The organism is Paenibacillus sp. TC-CSREp1, assembly GCF_050171015.1.
GTDB classification, from domain to species: Bacteria; Bacillota; Bacilli; order Paenibacillales; family Paenibacillaceae; genus Paenibacillus; species Paenibacillus silvae.
Genome location: NZ_JBNOKM010000010.1, coordinates 148,708 through 171,899, shown reverse-complemented (window position 1 = coordinate 171,899; position 23,192 = coordinate 148,708). Strand labels below are relative to the sequence as shown.

The window sequence follows — 23,192 nt, the reverse complement described above, 5'->3', positions numbered from 1 at the left end:
TCCCCTTCGCAGCTAACGAGGTAGGAATTGCGCAGCAGCTGCAGGAATGTTGCACCTATCCATTCCCTCTCTGGTGAAGCCGGCCTGCGTAATCATGTCCTCGGTAAACGCTGTTTCCATTTTTGATCACATTAGAACATTTATAAGCACTTGTCAACAAACACCTCTGGATGCCCGGTCTTGAAACGAAATCCGTAACAGTGGCTGACACGGCTCCAGGTTCACTGTAAAATAGAGAAATAACATTTCAAGGATTACATCGTCGGCTCCCTTATGTCACATCAAATGCACGGTTTTCCTTAATAAAAAAATGGTTCCTTGATAAAGGAGTTTGTCTTATGCCCTATATTATCTATGATCTTGAATTTACAGTAAGCCGCAATACACGCTACTCCTCTGAAATTATTGATATCGGTGCCGTTAAAGTAAGTGAGGACACCAATGGCGTGCTTGCCGTCACCGACACCTTTCATACGTATGTTCGGCCATCCAACAAACCCGTTCTGTCTACAGACACGGTTCAGTTCACAGGCATCACTCAGAAAGACATTGATGCAGCCCCTCTGTTCCCGGCAGCGTTAGCTCAATTCATCGAATGGATGGGCACCGAGCCTTATTATATGTGCTCCTGGGGACCGGATGATCGCAGCAAGCTTATCTCCCATTGCCGCACACATCAGCTAGATGTGGCTTGGATCACGAATCATAATGACCTGCAGCAGCAGTGGTCGCGAGCCATGCGCGTAGACGGAAAGTTCCGTCAGCTAGGCCTTGCCCAGGCGCTTGAGCTCTGCGGCATTGAATTCGACGGTACACAGCATCGTGCTCTGGATGACGCGATTAATACCGCGAAGGTGTTCATGCACCAATTTGATCAGTTTACACTGGAACATAACTGTGCAGCCGATGATGAAGGTGTGACCTCGAAAGTGGTTTACTCTAGCGCTGCACAAGATGAGGAGAAGGAATCGCCATTTGGCAACCTTGCCAATCTGTTCAAAACCAAAGAATAGGCTTGCTGCCGGGCTTTACTATGTCATCGCGCGTGTTATGAATCGTCGTATACCTGATGCCAGCGCCTAAGATGCTCTTTCATCAGGATACGGCAATGTTTCGGTTCGAGAATCTCCGCCTCTGGTCCATACTTGGATATCCAGCTCAGAAATTGATCGACGTCGCTTAATACCGTTTCAAACAACAGGGTACCTTCGGGCTCAATAGTTACAATGGGGGCTGTTAACAAACGCTCTTGCATCACATGTTCCACAACAAGGGAAGAAAATCGGATTTTGACTACAGCCCCTTCCGAACTTCCGTTCATTGTCCGGGCAGTACGGAAATAAGACTGGATCAAGTAATCATTTTTGCGGAAGGTGCGTGGCATCATTCGTAGATCATGCAGCCGATTGACCTGGAACGTCCGAATACTCTCGGATAGATGACAATAGGCTACAAGCTCAAATTGATATTCTCGCGGGATCAAAAAATAAGGATCAATCCGAATGGTTTCCTTCTCCCCTTGGGACTGGTAGCTCCCTTCAACGCTGTTTTGTGAAATTCCTGCCTGGAGCAACGTAATAAGAGATGAATTCGGCTCATCCCCCTGCTGATCTTCCCACACATTGGCTCCCTCTCTGAACATTCCGCTGATCTGCTCTGACCATTCCACCTGATCGGTGCTGTGCTTCAGATTCGAAGCAACCACTTTCTCATAAGCACTCTCGAATGCAGGCTTGAGCAACGGACGGATATCATCCATTACTTCTGCCAGCTGCATAAACGCCTGTGCTTCCTCATTCGACCAATTAAGCGGATACATAGCAAAATGGCTGATAAACATGTACCCTCTTCCGTGTCCCATATTGGCGATCGGGATATGCATTGCACTGAGGGCCTCCATGTCGCGGTAAATCGTCCTTTCCGTCGTCTCGCATCGCTCGGCAAGCTCACGGGCTAAAATACCTGGCTTGGCTTGTACCAGCGTGATAATGCGCATTAATCGGATTAGTCGGTCTGTCATTTTGCCAGGCCCTCCATGGTGTTGTTTCAAATCGTAGGATACAGCTCCATCCTTGACTGGTATAGTATTGATGTATACATTCGACTTGTGGCTTGACTTCACCTTCATAAAAAATATGTAAACTCGTTCTCTCTATAACGTTACCACTCGGTTTTGTTTTATTCACTTAACATCGTGTTCTGGCGATTATGATAACCGGTCGTAAACGTAATGCCATAGTGATAACGAAGCTTTTCAACAATCTCGGCTTCAGCGTAATAATCGAGATCCTGCTTGCGCGCAGCTTCGATCAGCAGTGCATCCGCATGACGACGCAGCAGCTCGCTTCCCTCTTCGATGCGCCCTCGTTCATAAGCACGTAAAGCCTGTTTAAGTAATGGAACCGTTTCGTTCAATTTAATCGTTTTTTCGACTTTCGGGTCCTCTGGCTGGCGAAGCATGCCCAGATGACTTGTATATTGAATATAAAGCTGTTCTCTGCGAAGCAGCACACGCTGACTCTGCTTCAACTTGCGGGTACTCCAGTAAGCAGAGCATACTGCCGCTTTGCCGGAGAAATGAGGTCCTACAGCGAATTCCAGCAGAATCTGTTTGCTTTCCCCCTTGTATACATCTCCAAGCCGAAGGACCCAGCCAATATCTGTCTCTTTGGAACGGCATCCATAGATGCCTTTCAGATGAACTCCGTGTTCCGGTTTGAGCAAAAGCTCTAAATCTCTCGACATAATTTTGGGTGCTATTTTCCTAAGTCTTTTGGCAGGGGCTCCGTACCGCCACTCTACCATCATATACACGGGATCGGCCCCCCCTGTCGGTATGGCCTCTTTATTCCACGAATAAGATACTTCAAAGACTGAGTTCACTGGTAGTCTCTCCCCCGATTTATGTGTATTATCTTCTAAGTTAGCAGGGTGAATGGACACTATATTGTCACGGAACATATGTTCCCATTACTTTTTTCCATTATATTAGTTTTCTCTCCCTTGTTCCGCCTAGAAGCGACAATAAACGACGAAAAAGCCTGGCTATTAGCCAAGCTTTTGACACGTCTCTCTATGACAAGTCCTATCTTACACGGCAGGAGGATTAATCTCCATATTGTGCATGTACTGTACACAATCCGTTTCAGTAACAGGAGCATAAGTTACACTGTCAATAATAAGTTTGCGTCCTACTGGCTCACCGTTTACGGTAATTATAATCGTTTTCGTTAAAGTGTTATGATTTGATGTACTCATATTATTCTACTCCTTCATTTCACAAAATTCATTTAAATTAAATCTATTGGGTATACGGTAATTTATTACATATTTACGCACAGCATATACGCAAAAAAAGTATTTTATATTTTCGAAGTTTCGCTCTCCTTGTATTACCCCATCCTATCTAAAATTAAACATTTGTTTCATTTCGATTTTTTTGGGCCTTTTCGGGTAATAAAGCTTAATCCTCTTGAACCCTTTGTCCCGTTTTTGACGTATAATGAAAGAGCCGTAATTCAACAAATGCCGACGAATTCGGCAGCCGATCCATTTTACCGAAGAAAGAGGTGTTAATGATGCCAAAATCCATTCCGGGTTATTTCATTCGGGTGTTACTCAGCACTTGTATACTTTTCACCATTACATTAGCTTCCACTGCTCATGCAGCGAGTGCCAATATATTTTCGGATATCTACAGCGGATGGGAGCGCGTCTCTGAACTGCCTGGAGAAGTCAATGCCTTGCAGGAAAGCTACAAGCAGACACTGGAGCAGTTAAATCAGGCCTCTGCTCAATTGGGACAAGCCCAAGCCAGCGTCGAAGCCTTTAAAGCGCAGAATGAACAGCTGCTGGCACAGAATCAAAAGCTCACCGACATGGTCAGCAAGCTGCAAAATGAACAGGATGCCAGAACCGCTACAGCGCAGCGTATTCAAACGATGGTGATTACTGTCGTTTCTCTCATTGCAGGTTACTTCCTTCTGATCCGTGTGATGCGCTGGGGAATGCGCCGCCGGTCAGGCCGAGTATAACAGAACAGGAGCAATGGCATGAACATACATCTGAACCATGCTGAAGCTGGCACAGCCGGACAAGTGGTTACTTTTTCACTGATACAGGACGACCGTCTTCACATTTTGCATCCGCAGCAGATCGTTGCGTTTCGTGGCCCCAGCAACAGCAGGCAGGATAAGTTGCTGAATATATCGGGCATATATCGCAAAAAAAAGCTCATCAAATCGGAGATTACCGGCCCTTGTCAGTTTGTCGCCGCTCTTCCTCCCGGATTTACGATGAAAGAAGTACAGCTGACCGAGAATAGCGATCTGCTCTATGATTTTCGTCATTTGTTCTTCTATACTGACGGGGTCACCATGCATACCAAAATTCAGAAGATCAAAAATATGCTGATCACCCGGGATGCCGTCAAGATGAAGTTTTCGGGCGAAGGCAAGATCGGACTGCTGACGCAGGGTCAGGTATGTCAGCAGGAGCTTCACCCCACCGCTCCGCTCTATGTGGACGCCGGAAGCATTATAGCCTACCCGGAGAATGCTCATCTGGAGCTGACCGTATACGGGAATAATCTGGCCAGCCAGCATATGAACTATCATTGGAAAATGACAGGACACGGCTCCGTACTCTTCCAGGCTGGACGTGAGAATTACAAACTGCAGCAGGACGTGAACGATGAGGGCTTGTTTAAACGGATATTAAAAGAAGTTATTCCCTTTGGTAATGTGATTATCAAATAACAGATTCAGGGACTTCTAAAAAATATGCCGAGCCAGTAAAGATGTGTGGTATACTGTACCCGGACAATTAAAGAAGAAAATCCATGCCCTTCGGCATGGGAGAGGTTCGCGAACTCCCTCTACAAGACTGGACCAGCTTATGGCATATTGCTATCGGTTAAGGTCAGCTTACAGTCTTGCGTACAGCTCTCCGCGTTCAGATGTTACACAGGCTGGCTTCAAACAACTATTGAAGTGCTGTGTATGTTGACACGGTGTACGTAAAAAACTAAGGACATTTTCTTATTGCAGCTTTTTTGAAGCTGCCATTGAGAAGGTGTGTTTTTTGATGGATGCCAGTTCATGAACTTCTCTGTTCTTCCGACATTCCTTGCTGCCATGCAGGGGTGATCTCAAGAAGATGGAGAGGTTTTTTTATGTTGAACGAAGAAAAAGCGGTCGTTGTATTCAGCGGCGGACAGGACAGTACAACTTGTTTGTTCTGGGCGAAGAAACAATTCGCCGAAGTAGAAGTCGTTACGTTTGATTACGGGCAGCGCCATAAACTCGAGATTGAGTGTGCCGCAGCCATTGCCAAGGATCTGGGTGTACAGCAAACGGTGCTCGATATGAGCCTGCTGAACCAGCTTGCTCCTAATGCACTCACACGTTCCGATGTGGAGATTACACATGAGGAAGGTGAGCTGCCAAGCACCTTCGTGGATGGTCGGAACCTGCTGTTCCTTAGCTTTGCAGCTATTCTGGCCAAACAAAAAGGCGCTCGTCACCTGGTTACAGGTGTATGTGAGACAGACTTCAGCGGATACCCCGATTGCCGGGATTCATTTGTGAAGTCGATGAACGTGACCCTTAATCTGTCGATGGATTATCCTTTCGTTATTCATACTCCACTGATGTGGCTGGACAAAGCTGCGACATGGAAAATGGCTGATGAGCTCGGCGCTTTTGATTATGTGCGTGAACGTACGCTTACCTGTTATAACGGTGTCATTGGTGACGGATGCGGTGAATGTCCTGCCTGCAAGCTTCGCAAAGCCGGGCTGGATCGCTACGTACAGGAACGGACGTCTGCTCTGGAAGCAGCACCCTCCACTGGAGCGGATGCATGATGAGAGAACCGGGGACATTTCGGATTGTTGAACGTTTGCAGCGGATCGATCAGGATATTCTGCCCTCACAGCTGAGATATCATCGCAAGCGTGTACTGGTCAGCAAGGAGTTTACATTTGATGCGGCGCATCATCTGCATTGTTATGAAGGCAAGTGCAAAAATCTGCACGGGCATACGTATAAAGTCATTTTTGGTATCAGCGGTTATCCGGGTGACACCGGGCTGACGGTTGATTTTGGACATATCAAGGACATCTGGAAAAGCCGTATCGAAGGTTATCTGGATCATCAGTATTTGAACGAAACGATGCCCTTAATGAATACAACGGCTGAAAATATGGTTGTCTGGCTGTTTGAACAGATGGAACAGGCTTTACAGTCCGAGCCCTACGCGGGACTTACCGACGGCGCTCGGACCGAATTTGTGCGGCTCTTTGAAACGCCAACCAGTTATGCCGAGGCGAGACGGGAGTGGATGATCGATGAGTAGCGCACAGGATCAGAAGCAGGTCAAAAGCACATTTGCAGTTGACATGCATGCGGATGTGCTTGCGCAGAACGAACCGGGTCCAGCTAATCTTTCCACGCTGGCTACAGATAGACCTCAAGCTCAAGCTAAGGAAGCACGCATCCCTGTCATGGAGGTTTTTGGTCCGACGGTTCAAGGCGAAGGCATGGTGATCGGACAAAAAACGATGTTTGTGCGCACCGCGGGATGCGATTACCGCTGCTCCTGGTGCGACTCGGCCTTTACCTGGGACGGCAGCGGCAAGGACCAGATTCGCATGCTGACGCCGGAGGCGGTATGGGATGAACTGCGCCGCTTGGGCGGCACACGCTTCTCCCATGTGACCCTCTCCGGCGGCAACCCCGCCCTGCTGGCTTCGCTGGGCGGGCTGGTTGCCCTGCTGCGGGAGAACGGCGTCCGCACCGCGGTCGAGACGCAGGGCTCACGCTGGCAGTCATGGCTGGCGGACATTGACGAAGTCACGGTCTCGCCCAAGCCACCCAGCTCGGGCATGGACACCGACTGGGCGGTTCTGGACGATGTGATCGGCCGGCTGGCTGCTGGCAAGGCAGATCGAAGCCATAGTCTGAAGATCGTGATCTTCGATCAGACAGACCTGGACTATGCCCGCCGTGTGCATGCACGGTATCCGGGCACCGCTTTATTTTTACAAACGGGGAACCCGGATGTTGCTTCGGCGGATACGCCACATCTGGCGGCCTCCCTGCTGGAGCGCTACGAGTGGCTGATTGACCGGTTGAGTGCTTCGGACGATTTGAATAATGTGCGGGTGCTGCCACAACTTCATACGCTGGTATGGGGCAATAAACGCGGAGTGTAACCCCCTTTCCTGTTTCCAACATAACCGTACTCCCACACAAATCATTGGCCTACCTTTGAATAAACTTTATGAATGAGATGGACGATATGGGTGATATGGGTGGAATGGGCGGCATGATGTATATTTGCTTTAAGCATTTTCAGAAGAAATACAGGCTGTTCCGCCTGTCACTATATATGCAAGATTATTGCGAGGCCTGCGGCTTCGACTGGATAAGAGGAGTGTTTGTACCCTATGAGACAACCTGACGAGATGCAAGATGTAACATTGCTTGGCAACCAGAATGTGAAATATACGTTTGAATATGATCCGGGCATACTGGAAAGCTTTGATAACAAGCACCCGTACCGTGATTATTTTGTCAAATTCAACTGTCCCGAGTTCACCAGCCTGTGCCCGATTACGGGTCAGCCGGACTTTGCAACGATCTACATCAGCTATATTCCCGATATCAAAATGGTAGAAAGCAAGTCGCTCAAGCTGTACCTGTTCAGCTTCCGCAACCATGGTGATTTTCACGAGGACTGCGTGAACATTATTATGAACGACCTGATCAAGCTGATGGACCCGCGCTTCATCGAAGTCTGGGGCAAATTCACCCCGCGCGGCGGCATCTCCATCGACCCGTACACCAACTACGGCAAGCCTGGAACGAAGTACGAGCAGATGGCTGAACACCGCATGATGAACCACGATATGAACCCGGAGACGATTGATAATCGTTGATCCAAAATTATAAAAGATATAAAAACGGGACTCTTCCAAATATGAAGTAGCCCCGTTTTTCCATTATTGATAATGATAGACCTCACCTGTTTCTACCAAAATTTCCGTCCAGACCAATTCACAATGGTATGGAATTGGTGAAAAGCCAGCATTGTACATGTGGAGTTTTGGGAAATGTTGTGATAAACTATAGTCAACAAGGATAAAATAAAAAGAGTAAGGATGCGTCAACATCCTCACTCTTTTACAACAGCCGCTTTCAAGGGCGGTGGCTGTAACCGGTAATTGAAATAGACCATTACCTTAGTCGGGGCGGTCTATTTCTTTTTGTTTTGATTATTCAATGCAATGACGATTGTTACGACCAGTCCAATCAAGGTTACTGTAAACCCCGCAAAACTGATCATTAGCGTCAGTACATCTTTTATCTCCACAGGCATCACCTCCTTACACAGGAGACTAGCCGACCACCCATTCAAGCCATTCTGTTGTTGTAACATATTATACCATATCTACTAACCTGTGGACATCCATTTGATATAAACATAACTGTATGCCATCAAGCAATGCAATTGAATTACCCTCGTAGACAGATGATCTGATTTTTATTTATTTTTAGTTTTATACAGTTAAAGGTTATTCTCATCTTTCTTATTCATCTCATTTTCCTCTTTCTCCCCTGTTCCCCTTGTCGCTTCATGCAATCTATCCTATTATGTAACAATATGCTTAATTGCATAGAATCTAACATCAGGCGCTGATCCCTCGTGACCGCGACCAAAGGAGAACTGATTATGTCCACTCAAACCACTTTAGCCACGGATGCCGCTGCGCGTTCCAAGGCCCCGACCGGATTGGATGCCCAAGGCACCGTATACCGGATTCTTATTGCCATCAGTCTTGTGCATCTGTTCAATGATTCTATTCAGTCTGTGATTCCGGCGATTTTTCCCATTTTAAAAGATTCCATGCACCTGACCTACACCCAGATTGGCTGGATTGCGTTTGCGATTAACTTCACCGCGTCCATTATGCAGCCGGTCGTTGGCTGGTTTGCTGATAAAAAACCGACCCCGGCGATTCTGCCGGTTGGCATGGGTTTTACGTTTACGGGCATGCTGCTGTTAGCCTTTGCTGACAGCTATATGATGGTGCTCATCTCCGTTATATTTGTCGGTCTTGGCTCTGCTGCCTTCCATCCGGAAGGCTCACGAGTATCTCACATGGCTGCCGGCCCGCGCCGCGGGCTCGCTCAATCCATCTTTCAGGTAGGCGGCAATGCAGGGCAATCCCTGGCTCCGCTGCTGACACGCTGGATTTTCATCCCGTTTGGCCTGTTCGGAGCGATCGGCTTCACCGGAATTGCAGCGATGGGCATCGCCGTTCAGCTTTATGTTGCACGGTGGTATGGAAAAATGCTGCAATCCGGTACATACCTGCGCAAACAGGCAGCAGCCCGCCGAGCTCCCAATCCGGCCCTGCGTAAGAAGATTGCCGCGGCGATTACTATTTTAATCCTGCTTGTATTTGTTCGTTCCTGGTACGTTTCGTTGATCGGCAGCTTCTATGCCTTTAACCTGAAGGAAGCCTTTACATTGTCTACAGAAGACGCACAGATCTATATCTTCCTGTTTCTTGCTGCCGGAGCACTGGGTACGTTCTTTGGCGGCCCGCTCGCGGATCGCTTCGGTAAACGTAACATGATCTTCCTATCGATGGCTGGAGCCGCACCGCTGGCACTGCTGCTGCCATATGCCAATCTGTTCTGGACGGGCGTGCTGCTGACGATTATCGGCTTTATTATGTTATCCAGCTTCTCGGTAACCGTTGTATACGCCCAGATGCTCATTCCCGGCAAAATCGGAACCGTATCGGGTCTTATTACAGGCCTCGCTTTTGGAATGGGTGGCATCGGCGCGCTTGTGCTAGGCAACTGGATCGACGCCATAGGTGTATCACCTGTGATGCAGCTGTGCAGCTTCCTGCCGCTGATCGGCATTTTCACGTTTCTGCTTCCATCGGATAAATTGCTCCATCGCTGGGCACAGGAAAACGGGAGCGAGGAGTAAATTTAAACAGTGCATTGGCCACTGAATAAAACGACAAAAGGTTCCTGCTTGTACTGTTTAACCAGACGAGCAGGAACCTTCTTCTTTTTTTCTTTTCTTTTTTTCTTTTTTCTTTTTTCTCACATTAGGCACAGTCTAACCTGTTTTTTGTCTGCTCCAGCCTCGCAGCTCTACCAGAATAAGCACAACAAACAGGGCGGCAAAACAATCAAATGCTCTCTGCAAGCCAAACCACTGGGTCATCAAACCCAGACCAATAGCAGGTAAAACAACGCCAAGATATGTTCCTGCATAAAATAAAGATAGTACATCTGCACGCCACTCATCCGAGGTCGTTTCATTCACAAGGGCCAGGCTTCCTGCATAGAGCGGTCCATACCCCATGCCTACGCAAACAATAGACGCACACAAGCAAATCATTGATCCGGTGTGTACCGTCACTACCAACAGCAGCAGCCCTGCTCCGATCAGCAGTGTCCCGAATAAACCCATGCTGCGAAGCTTCCAGCGTGCACTTCTGAATTGAGCAAGTGCAGCAATAATTAATACGATAGCCACAATAAGCCCGGACAGGACATAGCTTGTTTGACCGATCCATTCATTCAAATACATCGGAATCGTCGAGCCATACAGGCTCGTAATCCCCCATGCTACAAATGATGACAGCACGGCAACACTGAATGTTTTTGTTCCCGAGCGTGGAAGAGTCGGCATATGAAGCTTATATCCAGAAGTTCTGCCGGATAATTCAGCACGGGAGCTTATGAGACAGAGGAGTCCTGGGATCATCAGCAATAAATGCACGACGTAAGGGAGCTGTGTCGGATACGGCGCATATTGTGCCAATATGCCGCCCATCATAGGCCCTAGGGCATTTCCTGCGGTCACAGCGATAGCACCAACCATTGCGGCCTGCCTTCGATCCTGCCTTGGATGCAGCTGGGTCAGAGCAGCAACTGTAACTCCGTTGAATATGCCTACGGATATCCCCTGCAGGACTCTGGCGACCACGAGCATCGGATAACTCGTAGCAAAAAGCAGACAGAGTGTGCCTGCCATCGCGATGAGCAAGCCAGGCACAAGAAATCGGCGAAAGCCCCCACCGGATAACAACTGCCCAGTGATGATGATTGACGGAATAAGAGCAATCGCATAAGCAGCAAAAGCCATGGACAGCATCCCGGGTGTGAGATGCCACTGTTGCTTGTATATCGCATAGATGGGTGAAACAAGATTAAGACCCATCACCGCGATAAACAGACCATATGCGGCTGACCAATAGGAGAAACGCTTCGAGCGTATGCGCACCTTGTCCAGCCGGATGACATCCGGTAGCTGCTGTAAGGAATACGAGATTCTCTTCACGCCCTCATCATCAAGTTCAGCTTGAATGCGTACGCGGGACACATACCGATCTCGCGATCTTACCGTGGCAATATTGTCAATATTGATTCCTAGACTAGCAAACAAATTGGATATGCGAGCCAGCACTCCGGGATGATTGCTCACCGTCACCGACAAGACACACGCCCTCATGGCTCCCCCTCCTTTAGATACCGTAACAGAATATGGCTTGTTTGCTTTGACAATCTACAGCGTATTCACCAGAATCGAGGCTACAACGATAGAAGCCGTGGTTACAGTAGTAAAGCCGCCAACAAGCATCGGCGTAAGTATTTCATCCATAATGACTTTACGCTCTTGCTCATCTTCTGTAACCGAGCGGCTAACTTCCTCACAAATGATATAATCGCCAGGAAAGCCAAACATGGCTGTCAACGCAACAGGAATGCCTTTGAGCGGGTCCCACTTGAGCAGCTTGGAAGCCGCAAAGCCACCAACAATAATGCCCACAGCCGCAATCACAATGATCAGCAATACAGGTCCAAGAGATTGAACTAGTGCATCATATGTCACTCCATCTGTACTGGACATAACCACAACAATCAAGCCTACCATGGCTGCACCTGTCGTGCCTGCCTTGTCCATGATACGGGCCGGGAATATGCCTGCCATATGTCCCAGAATCCCCAACAGCAATGCCCAGATGCTGTAGTTGATTGAAGTCAGACTGTTCAAAAGCACAGCCAGGCTTCCTGCCAGAAAGAGCAGAAACAGCAAAATGGGCGGCGTCTGAAAACGACTCGGAAGCAAAGATTTGGATGTGTTGACTGCATGAGGATCAGCACTTCCAACCGATGATTTATTTTCAAAAAAGCCCTGTCCCTTCATTTTCACCACGTAGCGGCGCAGCAAATTCGTTGCAATGGGCATACCAAATAGAGAGTGAATTGCCATAATGACAGCTGGAATTGTAATCAGATATGCAAGATTTAACTCCTGAAGCTTCTGCGTAGTAATCAGGTAAGACAGTATTCCGCCCACAACCGGGCTTGCTCCCGATACCGCAACGGTATATCCATAGATCGGCGAAACAATTAACAAAATGAGCACTGTTCCCGTTATCGTCGCAATGAGCGAAATCAGTATGGCTTTGTACTGTGATCGAATCAGCTTAATCGGGATCAGTGTTCCCATATGAACGAGTAGCGGTGCAACCATCAGACTGCCGAATGCGGTCAGTGCAGACGTTTTGACAATACCCTCCGGGAAAAATCCAGCCCAGCTAAGCAGCAGGAATCCGACCAGAATGATGAGTAGCGAAGGAATACGTGCTCTGGACCATACGGAAACTAACTCACCTGCGGCCAGAAGAAGTAATAATATGGAAGCTACAAAAATGGGCTGACTAAACATGTGGATTCCCCCGTTCTCATGTAAAAAATGCAGTGACTCGTTTTTACATCATTTTAAACGTTCACCTTCAAGATACACCTGTTCTACATTACTGTTTGTCTGCAGCAGTCTGATATCCGACAACGGATTCACTCCCAGTACAATAATATCTGCCAGTTTACCCGCTTCAATCGTGCCGATCTGTTCGCTCATCTGCATTGCAGCTGCGGCAGAACGAGTTGCGGCTACGATCGCTTCCATCGGTGTAAAGCCGACATCCTTCACAAGCAATTCAAGCTCCAGTGCGTTTCCTCCATGCTCTACAGGAGCACATGAACAGAAATCCGTACCAGAAGCAATGACCACCCCGGCCTTGTGAGCTGTAATCATATGCTCGATATGCTCCTGATACACAAGCTGTGCCTTGCGGATGCCGAATTCAGGCACCCCGAATTTATGTCCCTCCTGAATGATGCGATGAACAATGGATAAGGTCGGCACAAGCACTGCCTTTTGCTGCAGCATGAGTTCAATACCACGCTCATCGATGTAGATTCCGTGTTCAATCGTTTTGACTCCAGCCATTAATGCATTAAGGATTCCTTGCGTCCCTTGGGCATGAGCAGCTACATAGGATTGAACTGATTCCGCTTCGTATACGATAGCTTTAAGTTCATCGAGACGAAACTGTGACCAGCGCGGATCATCCTTCTCCGACAACACTCCACCCGTAGAGCACACCTTGAGAAAGTCCGCCCCTTCACGAAACTGCGTGCGGGCCGTCTTGATGCACTCATCGACCCCATCACAGGTTGTAAAAATATTCATTTCACTCGGCAGCATATGAATATCTGCATGCCCACCCGTTTGACTCAACATATGGCGGGAGGTTTTGATTCGCGGCCCTTTCACGACCCCCTCTTTCATCAGATCTCGAATATATACAGCAACATGACTGCCGACATCCCTCACGGTTGTAAAGCCGGCCTGAATGAGCTTGGGCAAATCCTGCAAGGCTCGTCCCATCTGCATTTCGCTCGGCTCCAGAGCGACTTGTGCCATATTCAGTGATTTGGGACCATGAATGTGGACATGGGCATCAATCATGCCCGGCATGATCGTTTTACCATGAAGCTCGATAACTTCTGTTCCCTCAGGTACGATAAAGCTGCTTGCCGGACCTGCATACATTATCTTCTTTCCCTCAATAAAAACTCCGCTATTCTCCAGCGGTTCCCCACCATTGCCATCAATAAGCGTCGCCCCGGTTAACCACATTCGTTTCTCCATTTCACAACATCCCTTCTATGCTATAATCATTTGTTTTTTATATTGTTCAATTCGATGAATTGCAAGCATATCTGCCGCCCGGAATGCAGGAATATTATGCTGTCTGGCCAGTTCAAAAATGGTACCTAGCTGCTCATAAATTTTCGCTACATTGTTAAGCGCCCGTTCTCGTTGATATCCCTGTAATTCATCAGATACATTGATTAGTCCGCCTGAATTAACAACATAGTCAGGTGCATATAAAATTCCGCGTTCATGCAGCAGATCACCATGGCGTTCTTCCCGAAGCTGGTTATTGGCTGCACCGGCAACGATCCGAGCCTTCAATAATGAGAGTGTGTCGTCATTAAGAATACCACCCATCGCACAAGGTGCAAAAATATCACATGGCACTGTATAAATCTCGTTAACCCCCACTGCCGTGGCATTGTAATCTCGCACAGCCCGATCTACATGCTCCTGAACCACATCGGTGACGATGAGTTCAGCGCCCGCCTCTTTTAGAAAACCACATAAATGATAGGCTACACTGCCAACTCCCTGTACAGTCACCACTTTGCCTGATAAATCAGGAGAACCGTAAACTTCATTCGCTGCCGCACGAATTCCTTGAAATACGCCAAATGCAGTTACTGGTGAAGGATTGCCACTGCTTCCGAATTCAGGAGAAACCCCTGTCACATATGGAGTCTCCTGATGAATATAATCCATGTCCATCACGGTTGTGCCTACATCCTCGGCAGTAATATACCGTCCCTGTAGTGTATTCACATATTTGCCAAACGCACGAAACAAGGCCTCACTCTTGTCTTTTTTGGGGTCACCTATAATTACAGCCTTCCCACCGCCAAGCTGAAGACCAGCCGCTGCCGCTTTGTAAGTCATACCGCGAGCCAGACGAACAACATCCTCCAAAGCTTCATCCTCCGAGGCGTAAGGATACATGCGAGTCCCCCCCAATGCAGGTCCCAACGTAGTATCATGTATCGCAATGATGGCTTTCAAGCCTGACTGCTTGTCTTGACAATACACCAGCTGTTCTACGCCATAATGCTCAAGTAATGTAAATGTCAATTTGGTTCCCCCCAGTTAAATACGTTAGATATATTGACATTATAGAAATCATCCATGCCTAAAGTCATTGGAGAATCCATCAGAATTCTTCATAAAAATATGTGGCTATCCACAATTGACAACAGTTTTCCATTTCAATAGACCGTCCGATATGTTAACTTATATAACAAATTCATCAGATGAGAGTTGATCGTTATGAAAGCATTGGTGGACTGGATGAAAACGACTTGGGGTACAGCAGATATTCATATCTGGAGACGGGATATGTATGATCGGCACTGGAGATGCTGGTATCCATCAGTAGAGACAGAGTCTGATTATTCTGCCCCGGCCTGGCTGGAGGACGAACCGTTGAACTTGCCAGAGTTGCCGTCAAACAATATACAAACGTTAGCTTTCTCTATTGAACTGCTGGATCACTGCGAGATTAGAGTGGCATTGCCCGAAGGAGTTGCTGTGTCCGCTGATCAACGTCTGCTACTGGAGTATTTGATTCGGGACACGCTCATGCAGGAACAGATCACTATTGAACGTGCGCATCATGAGCGCTGGCTGGGAGGACTTAGAGAGTTGACCAGTTCTCTTGATCTGAATAATTTACTCTTTAAAATATTGGAGAATTCACTCAAGGTCATTCCCGCCGCTTCCAACGCGTTATTTATGATGATTGATCCGGATACTCGGAAATGGGTGTCCAAAGCCCAGATCGGATTCACAGACTCCATCTATCAAATTACTTCAGATATTGAAGAGGGTATTACCGGGACCGTTTATCGTGAGGGCAAGGGCAAAATCTATGAGGACAATACTCCAGTATTCGAGGAAATCATTCGTACGCTCAGTCTCGAAAATGTTCGCATCTTCGCCGAATCCAGCCACTACAGCGGTTTTGCCAAAAGAACGATCGCAGTGCCCGTTACGATGAAAGAAGACCGAATCGGTGTCCTGCTTGTTTATCAATATAAAGATACCAAGCTGCTGAATGAAAGCGATCTGATCAAGCTGCAAGGCTTCGCCGATCAGGCTGCTATCGCGATCTCCAATGCACGTATGGTTAATGAGCTTGTTGAAACGAATGGATATCTGGTTATTCGAAACGAAATTCATAACCTATTCACTCAACTGTCCATGGATAGCCGCTCTTTGCCAGAGATGATTCAGGCTGTTGAAAAAAATATAGGGCTACCTACCCGCTTCGTTGATCTAACAAAGCAAGAGTGGTACCCTGTGCAGCATAACGTGCCCTTTACCGCTTCAGAACTGGACCAGACTTTGGGTAAAAACCTGGCTCCAGTTATACTCGATTCGGATAGACAATTTCCTTATTATATTTTCCCTGTTCATAATGGTCCGCTACTTGCCGGATGCTTTGTTGTACAGCTAAAACGCCCACTGCGTCCACTAGACCATGATATTCTGGAGCAAGGAGCGGCTGTGGTCATGCTGCAGTTGGTGAACACCTACTCCATGACGGAAATGATATACCGACGGAGAAGGGATTTTTTCGAAGAGCTTATTCAATATAGGGAACCAGCCGAACTTTCTGATAAGATACAGCGCTTTGGTCTGTCTAGCCAAAAACCGATGTTTGTCTGCCTCTTACATCTTTCTGAAAATGTTCAGGACAAGGAAAGCAACGTCATTATGCAGCGATTCATTGCTCTTATTGAGAAGGAGCTCTCCGGTGAGAGCATGCTGTTATTCAGTTCACATGACAAGGTTACAATTCTGCTTCAGGCGCAACAAGTACGCAGCCAGCAGCAGCTTGTTCGCAAGTTAAAAAACCTGGTAAAACAAAGTATTACCTCAAGACTCCCACTTCTATATGGTGGAATCGGGGGAATGTATTCAGGTTTGGAGCAGGTAGCCAGAAGTCATGAGGAAGCATCACGCACACTGCTTTTTCTGCGTAAAAGCCAGCGTACAGGCATTATGAAGTATGAAGAGATTGGGATTAACCGGTTGTTTCTGCAGCAGGATATGGAAGAGATTGAGAGTTACATCCATGATGTGCTTTCCCCTCTACGCAATTATAAATATCAGGCAGAGGAGCTTGAATTGACACTGCATGTATATATGGAAAATAACCGTTCCATGTCGCTCACAGCAGAACAGCTTCATATTCATCCCAACACGCTGTACACACGGCTGCGTAAACTGGAGGAAATTCTGGCACTGGATTTGAATGATAGCGAAGACTGGATGAAAGTATATCTCGCATGTCATTTAAGTAAAATTTATTAGTCGGCTCTATTCTATTAAGCATACAAGGCTCCTGTCGTTCTGAATCATACAGATCTGCAGGAGCCTTGACTATTGTGACAAGATATATCTAAATCGTTACCTGTTCAGACATTCGTATCTGTCCACATGAACAGGTCCCCAGCAACATCAGACTGTGATCTATTTTAAACGTTGCAGAATCAAACGTTTTTTATACAGCATTTTACCTGCCTCAGCCACATCCTGGATCGTATTTTTGTTGCTGACTGAACCAAAAATCATACCCGCAACAGGCACCAGCTGGAACAGCTTTTTCCAGCCAAAAGACTCACTATAGGAGTTAAACACCTCACGCCAGCCCTGCATTTGGGATACCACCTCTACCTGCTTATCCGGGTTGTCGTAATCCGCCAATTCCTCAAGAATGGCTTTTTTGCCTACAATGTCAGCAGAAGAGAATTGCAGACATTTTACAATGAAAACGCGCTCCAGCGGATCATCGGGATCGTAACCATAACACAGCGCCATCTCCTGCAGCACTTTCAATGAAAGCCCCATGACGAGCGGAATGTCCGCTGCAATGGTGACGATACCTCCAAACCCCGTTGCGGCCCCTTGTGCCGCAGCAAACTTGCTTCGACTTTCGGTAATGTTATCCGCCACGCGGTCCAGCACCTCAAGCGGTATTTTGTGCACACTATGAATTTGGGCGGTGTTCTCCGTTTCTGCATCCTGCTCTAATCGGTAGATGTAATCTGTTGTTATGGGGTAACCCGAGCGCTCGCTTTCCTCTTGCAGGAGCTTGGCTACTTTTTTCTTCTGGACAAGGAATTTGCCACCCGTTTGCAGATACTGACCCACTTCGTTTAACGCATCACCAATCTTCTGCTTTAACCCCTTCGGCATCACTTTATCCAGCATGACAAACGGCAAACGCCCGATTTTATCCCAAATAAACAGATCCTTCTGTTCCTTCTCCCACTTTAAAATGTGTTCAAGTTCCCGATCCAGTGTCTCGCGTGATTCCATCTATAATCCTCCTATCAGATTGTCATGGTATATCCCTATTTTGAATACTGCCTGATGACTTGTCAGTTCAGCTTGTACATATCCTACTATTTCAGCTAACGATCTCAGAAGAGCTTATTTACTCAATATCAGGCTTTCTGAAATTGTAACGATTCCCAGGAGTCTTATTTTACCGAAAACACATAATAAACGCCCATTTGAACATAAAATTGCCCCAATAAGCTCTCCTCGATTCGTTAGAAACTAAACCCGTGTAATATGTGCCAAATAGCGCTTCTGGGGATCGTTAGAGTTTCGTTGTAAATGACTATTGGGCATTAAAGGTATACGGCTCTTGAATAGTAATGAGGTTGAACGGCAACGAAGCTTGAATTTATTTTCAATATCATTGTATACGCTACTGCCCGATTTCGGTTGCTTTCCTGCTCTTGCTCTTGCTCTTGCTCTTGCTCAAAGCCTCCTTGATCCAAACCTCCTGATTCAAGTTTTTGCTCGAATCTTGCTTTCCCCCCTTCTCGAGACATGATTAACAAAAAGAGCCTTTCGTGTAGCATGTTCTGCTAACAAAAGACTCTTCCTATAAGCGCACCTAGCGTTATTTCAATTCGGTTACGGCTTGACCATCAGGAACGGGAACGCCAAAGCTCGGCGTACCATCCTCATTCCAATGAATCACCTGAGCGCGAGCATGACGGTTTGGATCGTAGAGTGGATCACCCTCAATCTCTTTGTAGTTGCGCGCGTGATAGATGAGAATATCCGTTTTGCCATCAGGTGAAACGGTAAAGCTGTTGTGTCCGGGGCCATACTGCCCATTCTCTTCACAAGTCTGGAACACCGGCTCAGGAGACTTCACCCAGCTTGCAGGGTCAAGCAGATTCGCATCTTCATCAGCGGTAAGCAGACCCATGCAGTAATGATGATCGGTTGCGCTTGCTGAATAACTGATAAACAGGCGACCATTTCGATGCAGCACGGCTGCGCCTTCATTGACTTTGAAGCCAATAATCTCCCAATCGTATTCCGGCGTAGAAATCATGACCTGTTCGCCGCGAAGCGTCCATGGATTTTCCATTTCGCTAATGTAAAGATTGGAATTGCCGTCAATACTCGGGTCCTTCTGTGCCCAAACCAGATAACGTGTGCCTTTGTGCTCAAAGGTTGTAGCATCCAGCGCAAAGCTCTCCCATCTAGTTCGAATCTGGCCCTTTTCCACCCATGTTCCTTCAAGCGGATTAAACGAAGCATTTTCCAGGACGTACATGCGATGATCGAACAGACCGTCGTTTGTCTCGCTGGTATGAGCTGCTGCGAAGTATATGTACCATTTGCCATCAATAAAATGAATCTCCGGTGCCCAGATGTTCGCGCTCATCAGTCCTGTCTCGCGCTTCGTCCAGGCGGTCACTGGCTCAGCTTCTCTCAAAGTCTCCAGCGTCTCGGCACGTCGAATTTCAATTCGGTCAAAAGCGGGCACAGAGGCAGAAAAATAATAGTATCCGTCTGTATGGCGGTACACCCACGGATCAGCACGCTGCTCCAGCATAGGATTGGTAAATGTCATGGTTTTGGTCATGGGAATGAACCCCTTTCATATATGTGTGTATGGCTTGAATCTGTGATGTGCTCGGCGAAAACATGGAGAGCAGGGTTAGAGGGGCACAGCGGACGTTCGCGGGCGGATGGGCCTTGGTACTCTCCTTGTCCTCCGATTTCTTCCTTCACCGCTCCTGGCGGTGGAAATCGGATGCCAAACTCGCACTCGCGGCTCCTTCCTCCCTCTCACTGCTGGTGCCCCAGCGCTGGTTGCTCGCGATATTTTCGCTCGCTGGCACACATCGGGCTTCGAGCCTTTAGGTTGGCTCGAAGGTTGTGGCGTTGACCGCTTGGCCGGGTCAACTCTTCTCGCGCACGCGCTGGGCTCACGCCTTTTGAGGGCACAGCAGGCGTTCGCGGGCGGATGGGCCTTGGTGCTCTCCTTGTCCTCCGATTTCTTCCTTCACCGCTCCTGGCGGTGGAAATCGGATGCCAAACTCGCACTCGCGGCTCCTTCCTCCCTCTCACTGCTTGTGCCCATAGCGCTGGCTGCTCGCGATACTTGCTCGCTGGCACACATCGGGCTTCGAGCCTTTAGGTTGGCTCGAAGGTTGTGGCGTTGACCACTTGGCCGGGTCAACTCTCCTCGCGCACCAGCACCGCTAACGCCCCGCGCTTGAAATGCAGCACGGCTTGCAATCCGCTCGCCAGCGCACATCGCTCGAATCCCGGCGATGCTCGTCAGCGCCCCCGATCGGACGGCATCATCTCCGTGCGCTTCCCGCTGCTCTCGCTTGTGCAGCGCGCCCCTCGGCTGACCCTCTCATCCCGATCCCGGGTCAGCGATCTACTCAGCTGCGCTGATTTGTTTGCCCCAGACCGCGATGCCGCGGTCGTTCAGGCCGGTTACCACCAGCGCAGGCTGGCTGCGCTCCCAATCCCAGGATGGGAGCAGCCTTAGCTCTTCCGTGGAAGCGCCGCCCGCAGGGCTCTCCTTCCACGTCAGCGTTAACGTTTGCTTGCCATCAAACGTCCAGGTGCCTGAACCGTTCTCGCTTTCGATTTTACCTTTCGCGGTTAGCGTATAAGGCACTGCCTGCACCTGTCCATTCACAGCCGGATCAAGCGTCATTCCTTCCCAGGTTCCGGCAATCATAGACTCGGGAATATCCTGCGTTGTCTCACCCGCATAACGTTCCGGCGAGACGATAGGCCAGCCGTCTTTGGTCCACAGCATTTTACGCACATGCAGATACGGCCAGTTTTTGTCCGTCTCTCCCCGGGCATGGTGCACGATGTAATAATCATCGCCATCTTTCAGCACTGAATTATGTCCCGGGGCAACCCAGCCCTCCCCTTCGGTAAAACGGTATCCTCCCAAAATTTTAGTGCCAATCTCATACTGCGGCAAATGCTCCGTGTCTAACATGTTATTCCCGTTCATGTCCGTATAAGGTCCTGTAATGGAATCGGCACGCGCTACACGTACGTTATAATCCTCGAACAGGGAATCATACGAGACGAACAGATAATATTTTTGAAACTCAGGATTGTAGACAATATAGGGTCCCTCAACTGCGCCCTCTTCGGTCGCCCGATCTCTTGCAGCAATGCGGGTACCGTACCCCTCTTCCTTGAACTTACCCGTATCCGGGTCAAGCGGTGCAATATAAATCCCGTCGAAAAATGAACCGTATACCATCCATGGGTTGCCCAAGGCATCAAGCACCGGATTGGCATCAATAGCATTCAGACCGTCCTTCTCCTGACCGGCCGTCTTCACCACCAGTCCCTCATCCTTCCAAGGTCCTTCCGGAGATTTGGAGGTCTGCAAGCCGATTGCAGACTGCGTGCTGCCAAAGCTGGAGGCAGAATAATACAATCGGTAGGTATCTCCAGCCTTGATAATATCCGGTGCCCACAGGTTTGTCGCTCCTGTCCAGTCCAGCGCTTCCTTCGGAATGCCCGGCAGAGCCTGCCCCACCCATTTCCAGTGAATCAGGTCATCTGACTTGCGGACCATCACACCGGGTTTAGGCTCTCCTGCCACACGTACGTCCGTGGAATAGACGTAGTACCCTTGGTCTGTTTTGATAATAGCCGGATCATGTGCATTGTTCACTGTCCATTTGGATTCATCGTCCAGAATCGAAAGATCATACAGCTTCGTATCCTGCGGAGCTTCCGGAAAAACGGGTGGATTCGCCGTATTCCCGCCTTCTGCACAGCCTGTCACACCCATAAGCATCAGTAGCATGAATGCCACTACTCCCTTCCTCGCCTTGTGCGGCCCCTTTGGTTCTCTGCAATATCTCCAATCTACTCGTCCTTCTCGTCTCTCCGACTCTTTCCACTCTTTTCTTTCGCGTGGTTCCGTCCGTTCCATCCATTCCTCCCATGCTCTCCACACTCTCCGTGCTTTCATCACCATCACCCTTTGACCCCTGAAATCGCCACCGACTCGATAATTTGCTTCTGGAAGATCAGAAAGATAATCAGAACAGGCAGCAAAGCAACGATCGACGCAGCCATAATAAGCGGATAATCCGTTTGTATCGCATATGTCGCGTTAAAGTTCGCAATAACGAGCTGCAGCGTCTGCTTTTCCGGTGAATTCAAATAAATAATCGGTGCCAGATAATCGTTCCAGATGCCCATAAACCACAGAATCAGCTGTGCAGCGACGGCCGGTTTGATCAGCGGAAATGTAATGCTGGAATATAGGCGGAAGTAAGAGCTTCCGTCAATCTTCGCCGCTTCAATGATTGCATCCGGTACACTGAGCAGATATTGCCGCAGGAAAAAGATCATAATCACGTTCCCGAACAACCCTGGAACAATGAGCGGCAGCAAGGTGTCCACCCAGCCTAGCTTGGAGAACATCATGAATTGCGGAATCATCACCGTTGGATAGGGAATCATCATGGACGCCAGCAATGCGAGAAACAGTTTATTTTTATGCGGAAATCTCAGCTTGGCAAAAGCAAATGCAGCGAGACTCGACGTAAATGTGCCTACCACCGTCACACTGAGTGCTACAATAAGACTGTTTTTGATACCGCTGAGCAGCGGCCCCGCTTCCCAAATCTCTTTATATTTACCAAACTGGAACACCTCCGGAATCCATACCGGCGGCAGCGCGAATACATCCTGCTTCTCCTTGAGCGAGGTGGACAGCATCCAGAGCAAAGGTGCAATCATCGCAATCGCACCGATGGACAGAACGATAAATATGATGGAGTTTGTTACCTTCCTTCTTTGACTGTAAGACATCTCCCGTTCAGCTCCTCTCC

The 23,192-nt window shown here is 48.3% G+C and carries 23 protein-coding genes; 10 read left to right on the top strand and 13 right to left on the bottom strand.

What is annotated here, in order from left to right; genetic code table 11:
• The first annotated feature begins 338 nt into the window (after positions 1-338).
• Positions 339-1,013, top strand: a complete 675-nt coding sequence (locus tag ACQSGY_RS16960; protein ID WP_427052734.1) for an exonuclease domain-containing protein — start codon at positions 339-341, stop codon at positions 1,011-1,013.
• Positions 1,014-1,048: 35 nt separating this feature from the next.
• Here the strand turns inward: ACQSGY_RS16960 and ACQSGY_RS16955 are convergent, their stop codons facing one another.
• The 3 genes from ACQSGY_RS16955 to ACQSGY_RS16945 form a co-directional block, all read right to left on the bottom strand.
• The gene (locus tag ACQSGY_RS16955; RefSeq protein ID WP_427052733.1) at positions 1,049-2,128 is read right to left on the bottom strand and encodes a helix-turn-helix transcriptional regulator; all 1,080 of its coding nucleotides are present in this window, start codon (positions 2,126-2,128) and stop codon (positions 1,049-1,051) included.
• Between the two features lie 50 nt (positions 2,129-2,178).
• Positions 2,179-2,883 (bottom strand): hypothetical protein, encoded by a 705-nt coding sequence (locus ACQSGY_RS16950; RefSeq protein WP_184188797.1) that lies wholly within the window; start codon positions 2,881-2,883, stop codon positions 2,179-2,181.
• 207 nt (positions 2,884-3,090) lie between these two features.
• Positions 3,091-3,258, bottom strand: coding sequence for a hypothetical protein (locus tag ACQSGY_RS16945; protein WP_216516074.1), 168 nt, complete (start codon positions 3,256-3,258; stop codon positions 3,091-3,093).
• Between the two features lie 317 nt (positions 3,259-3,575).
• Here ACQSGY_RS16945 and ACQSGY_RS16940 point away from each other — a divergent pair, with 317 nt between their 5' ends.
• The 6 genes from ACQSGY_RS16940 to queF all read left to right on the top strand — a co-directional run bounded on the left by ACQSGY_RS16940 (position 3,576) and on the right by queF (position 7,942).
• Positions 3,576-4,034: a hypothetical protein gene (locus tag ACQSGY_RS16940; RefSeq protein WP_427052732.1), complete on the top strand. Its 459-nt coding sequence runs from the start codon at positions 3,576-3,578 to the stop codon at positions 4,032-4,034.
• A gap of 18 nt (positions 4,035-4,052) precedes the next feature.
• Entirely contained in the window at positions 4,053-4,757 is a 705-nt protein-coding gene (locus ACQSGY_RS16935; RefSeq protein WP_111273047.1) for an AIM24 family protein, read from the top strand.
• A 419-nt stretch (positions 4,758-5,176) separates the two neighbouring features.
• Positions 5,177-5,866, top strand: a complete 690-nt coding sequence (gene queC / locus ACQSGY_RS16930; protein WP_216516690.1) for a 7-cyano-7-deazaguanine synthase QueC — start codon at positions 5,177-5,179, stop codon at positions 5,864-5,866.
• On the top strand, positions 5,866-6,357 hold the full coding sequence (gene queD, locus ACQSGY_RS16925) for a 6-carboxytetrahydropterin synthase QueD (protein WP_427179468.1): 492 nt from the start codon (positions 5,866-5,868) through the stop codon (positions 6,355-6,357). Before queC ends, queD begins: the two co-directional genes overlap by 1 nt.
• A 148-nt stretch (positions 6,358-6,505) precedes the next feature.
• The gene (gene queE / locus ACQSGY_RS16920) at positions 6,506-7,216 is read left to right on the top strand and encodes a 7-carboxy-7-deazaguanine synthase QueE (protein ID WP_427179466.1); all 711 of its coding nucleotides are present in this window, start codon (positions 6,506-6,508) and stop codon (positions 7,214-7,216) included.
• Between the two features lie 234 nt (positions 7,217-7,450).
• Entirely contained in the window at positions 7,451-7,942 is a 492-nt protein-coding gene (gene queF, locus ACQSGY_RS16915; RefSeq protein WP_110897191.1) for a preQ(1) synthase, read from the top strand.
• A 317-nt stretch (positions 7,943-8,259) separates the two neighbouring features.
• Here queF and ACQSGY_RS16910 read toward each other — a convergent pair whose 3' ends face one another.
• Complete coding sequence (locus ACQSGY_RS16910) at positions 8,260-8,376, bottom strand: putative holin-like toxin (protein WP_222125695.1); 117 nt, start codon at positions 8,374-8,376, stop codon at positions 8,260-8,262.
• A 360-nt stretch (positions 8,377-8,736) separates the two neighbouring features.
• Between ACQSGY_RS16910 and ACQSGY_RS16905 the strand changes: the two genes are divergently transcribed.
• Positions 8,737-10,011, top strand: coding sequence for an MFS transporter (locus ACQSGY_RS16905; RefSeq protein WP_427052731.1), 1,275 nt, complete (start codon positions 8,737-8,739; stop codon positions 10,009-10,011).
• A 135-nt stretch (positions 10,012-10,146) separates the two neighbouring features.
• Here the strand turns inward: ACQSGY_RS16905 and ACQSGY_RS16900 are convergent, their stop codons facing one another.
• From ACQSGY_RS16900 to ACQSGY_RS16885, 4 genes are read right to left on the bottom strand one after another with little or no spacing between them, the layout of a single operon-like run.
• Complete coding sequence (locus ACQSGY_RS16900; RefSeq protein WP_427052730.1) at positions 10,147-11,547, bottom strand: MFS transporter; 1,401 nt, start codon at positions 11,545-11,547, stop codon at positions 10,147-10,149.
• Between the two features lie 54 nt (positions 11,548-11,601).
• Positions 11,602-12,768 (bottom strand): hypothetical protein, encoded by a 1,167-nt coding sequence (locus tag ACQSGY_RS16895; protein WP_427052729.1) that lies wholly within the window; start codon positions 12,766-12,768, stop codon positions 11,602-11,604.
• A 48-nt stretch (positions 12,769-12,816) separates the two neighbouring features.
• Positions 12,817-14,037 (bottom strand): amidohydrolase family protein, encoded by a 1,221-nt coding sequence (locus tag ACQSGY_RS16890; RefSeq protein ID WP_427052728.1) that lies wholly within the window; start codon positions 14,035-14,037, stop codon positions 12,817-12,819.
• Positions 14,038-14,052: 15 nt separating this feature from the next.
• Positions 14,053-15,111: a Glu/Leu/Phe/Val family dehydrogenase gene (locus ACQSGY_RS16885; RefSeq protein WP_427052727.1), complete on the bottom strand. Its 1,059-nt coding sequence runs from the start codon at positions 15,109-15,111 to the stop codon at positions 14,053-14,055.
• Positions 15,112-15,306: 195 nt separating this feature from the next.
• Between ACQSGY_RS16885 and ACQSGY_RS16880 the strand changes: the two genes are divergently transcribed.
• Positions 15,307-17,355: a helix-turn-helix domain-containing protein gene (locus ACQSGY_RS16880; RefSeq protein WP_427052726.1), complete on the top strand. Its 2,049-nt coding sequence runs from the start codon at positions 15,307-15,309 to the stop codon at positions 17,353-17,355.
• Between the two features lie 159 nt (positions 17,356-17,514).
• Here the strand turns inward: ACQSGY_RS16880 and ACQSGY_RS16875 are convergent, their stop codons facing one another.
• Positions 17,515-18,363: an EcsC family protein gene (locus ACQSGY_RS16875; RefSeq protein ID WP_427052725.1), complete on the bottom strand. Its 849-nt coding sequence runs from the start codon at positions 18,361-18,363 to the stop codon at positions 17,515-17,517.
• A gap of 595 nt (positions 18,364-18,958) precedes the next feature.
• A complete protein-coding gene (locus tag ACQSGY_RS16870) occupies positions 18,959-19,939 on the bottom strand; it encodes a glycoside hydrolase family 43 protein (RefSeq protein WP_427052724.1) in 981 nt (326 codons plus the stop codon).
• 62 nt (positions 19,940-20,001) lie between these two features.
• Between ACQSGY_RS16870 and ACQSGY_RS16865 the strand changes: the two genes are divergently transcribed.
• Positions 20,002-20,220: a hypothetical protein gene (locus ACQSGY_RS16865; RefSeq protein WP_427052723.1), complete on the top strand. Its 219-nt coding sequence runs from the start codon at positions 20,002-20,004 to the stop codon at positions 20,218-20,220.
• Positions 20,221-20,362: 142 nt separating this feature from the next.
• On the opposite strand, the gene ACQSGY_RS16860 is transcribed toward ACQSGY_RS16865, so the two are convergent.
• The 3 genes from ACQSGY_RS16860 to ACQSGY_RS16850 all read right to left on the bottom strand — a co-directional run bounded on the left by ACQSGY_RS16860 (position 20,363) and on the right by ACQSGY_RS16850 (position 23,172).
• Positions 20,363-20,617, bottom strand: coding sequence for a hypothetical protein (locus tag ACQSGY_RS16860; protein WP_427052722.1), 255 nt, complete (start codon positions 20,615-20,617; stop codon positions 20,363-20,365).
• Positions 20,618-20,746: 129 nt separating this feature from the next.
• A complete protein-coding gene (locus tag ACQSGY_RS16855) occupies positions 20,747-22,156 on the bottom strand; it encodes an arabinan endo-1,5-alpha-L-arabinosidase (protein ID WP_427179465.1) in 1,410 nt (469 codons plus the stop codon).
• A gap of 173 nt (positions 22,157-22,329) precedes the next feature.
• On the bottom strand, positions 22,330-23,172 hold the full coding sequence (locus ACQSGY_RS16850; protein WP_111268726.1) for a carbohydrate ABC transporter permease: 843 nt from the start codon (positions 23,170-23,172) through the stop codon (positions 22,330-22,332).
• Between the last annotated feature and the right edge of the window lie 20 nt (positions 23,173-23,192).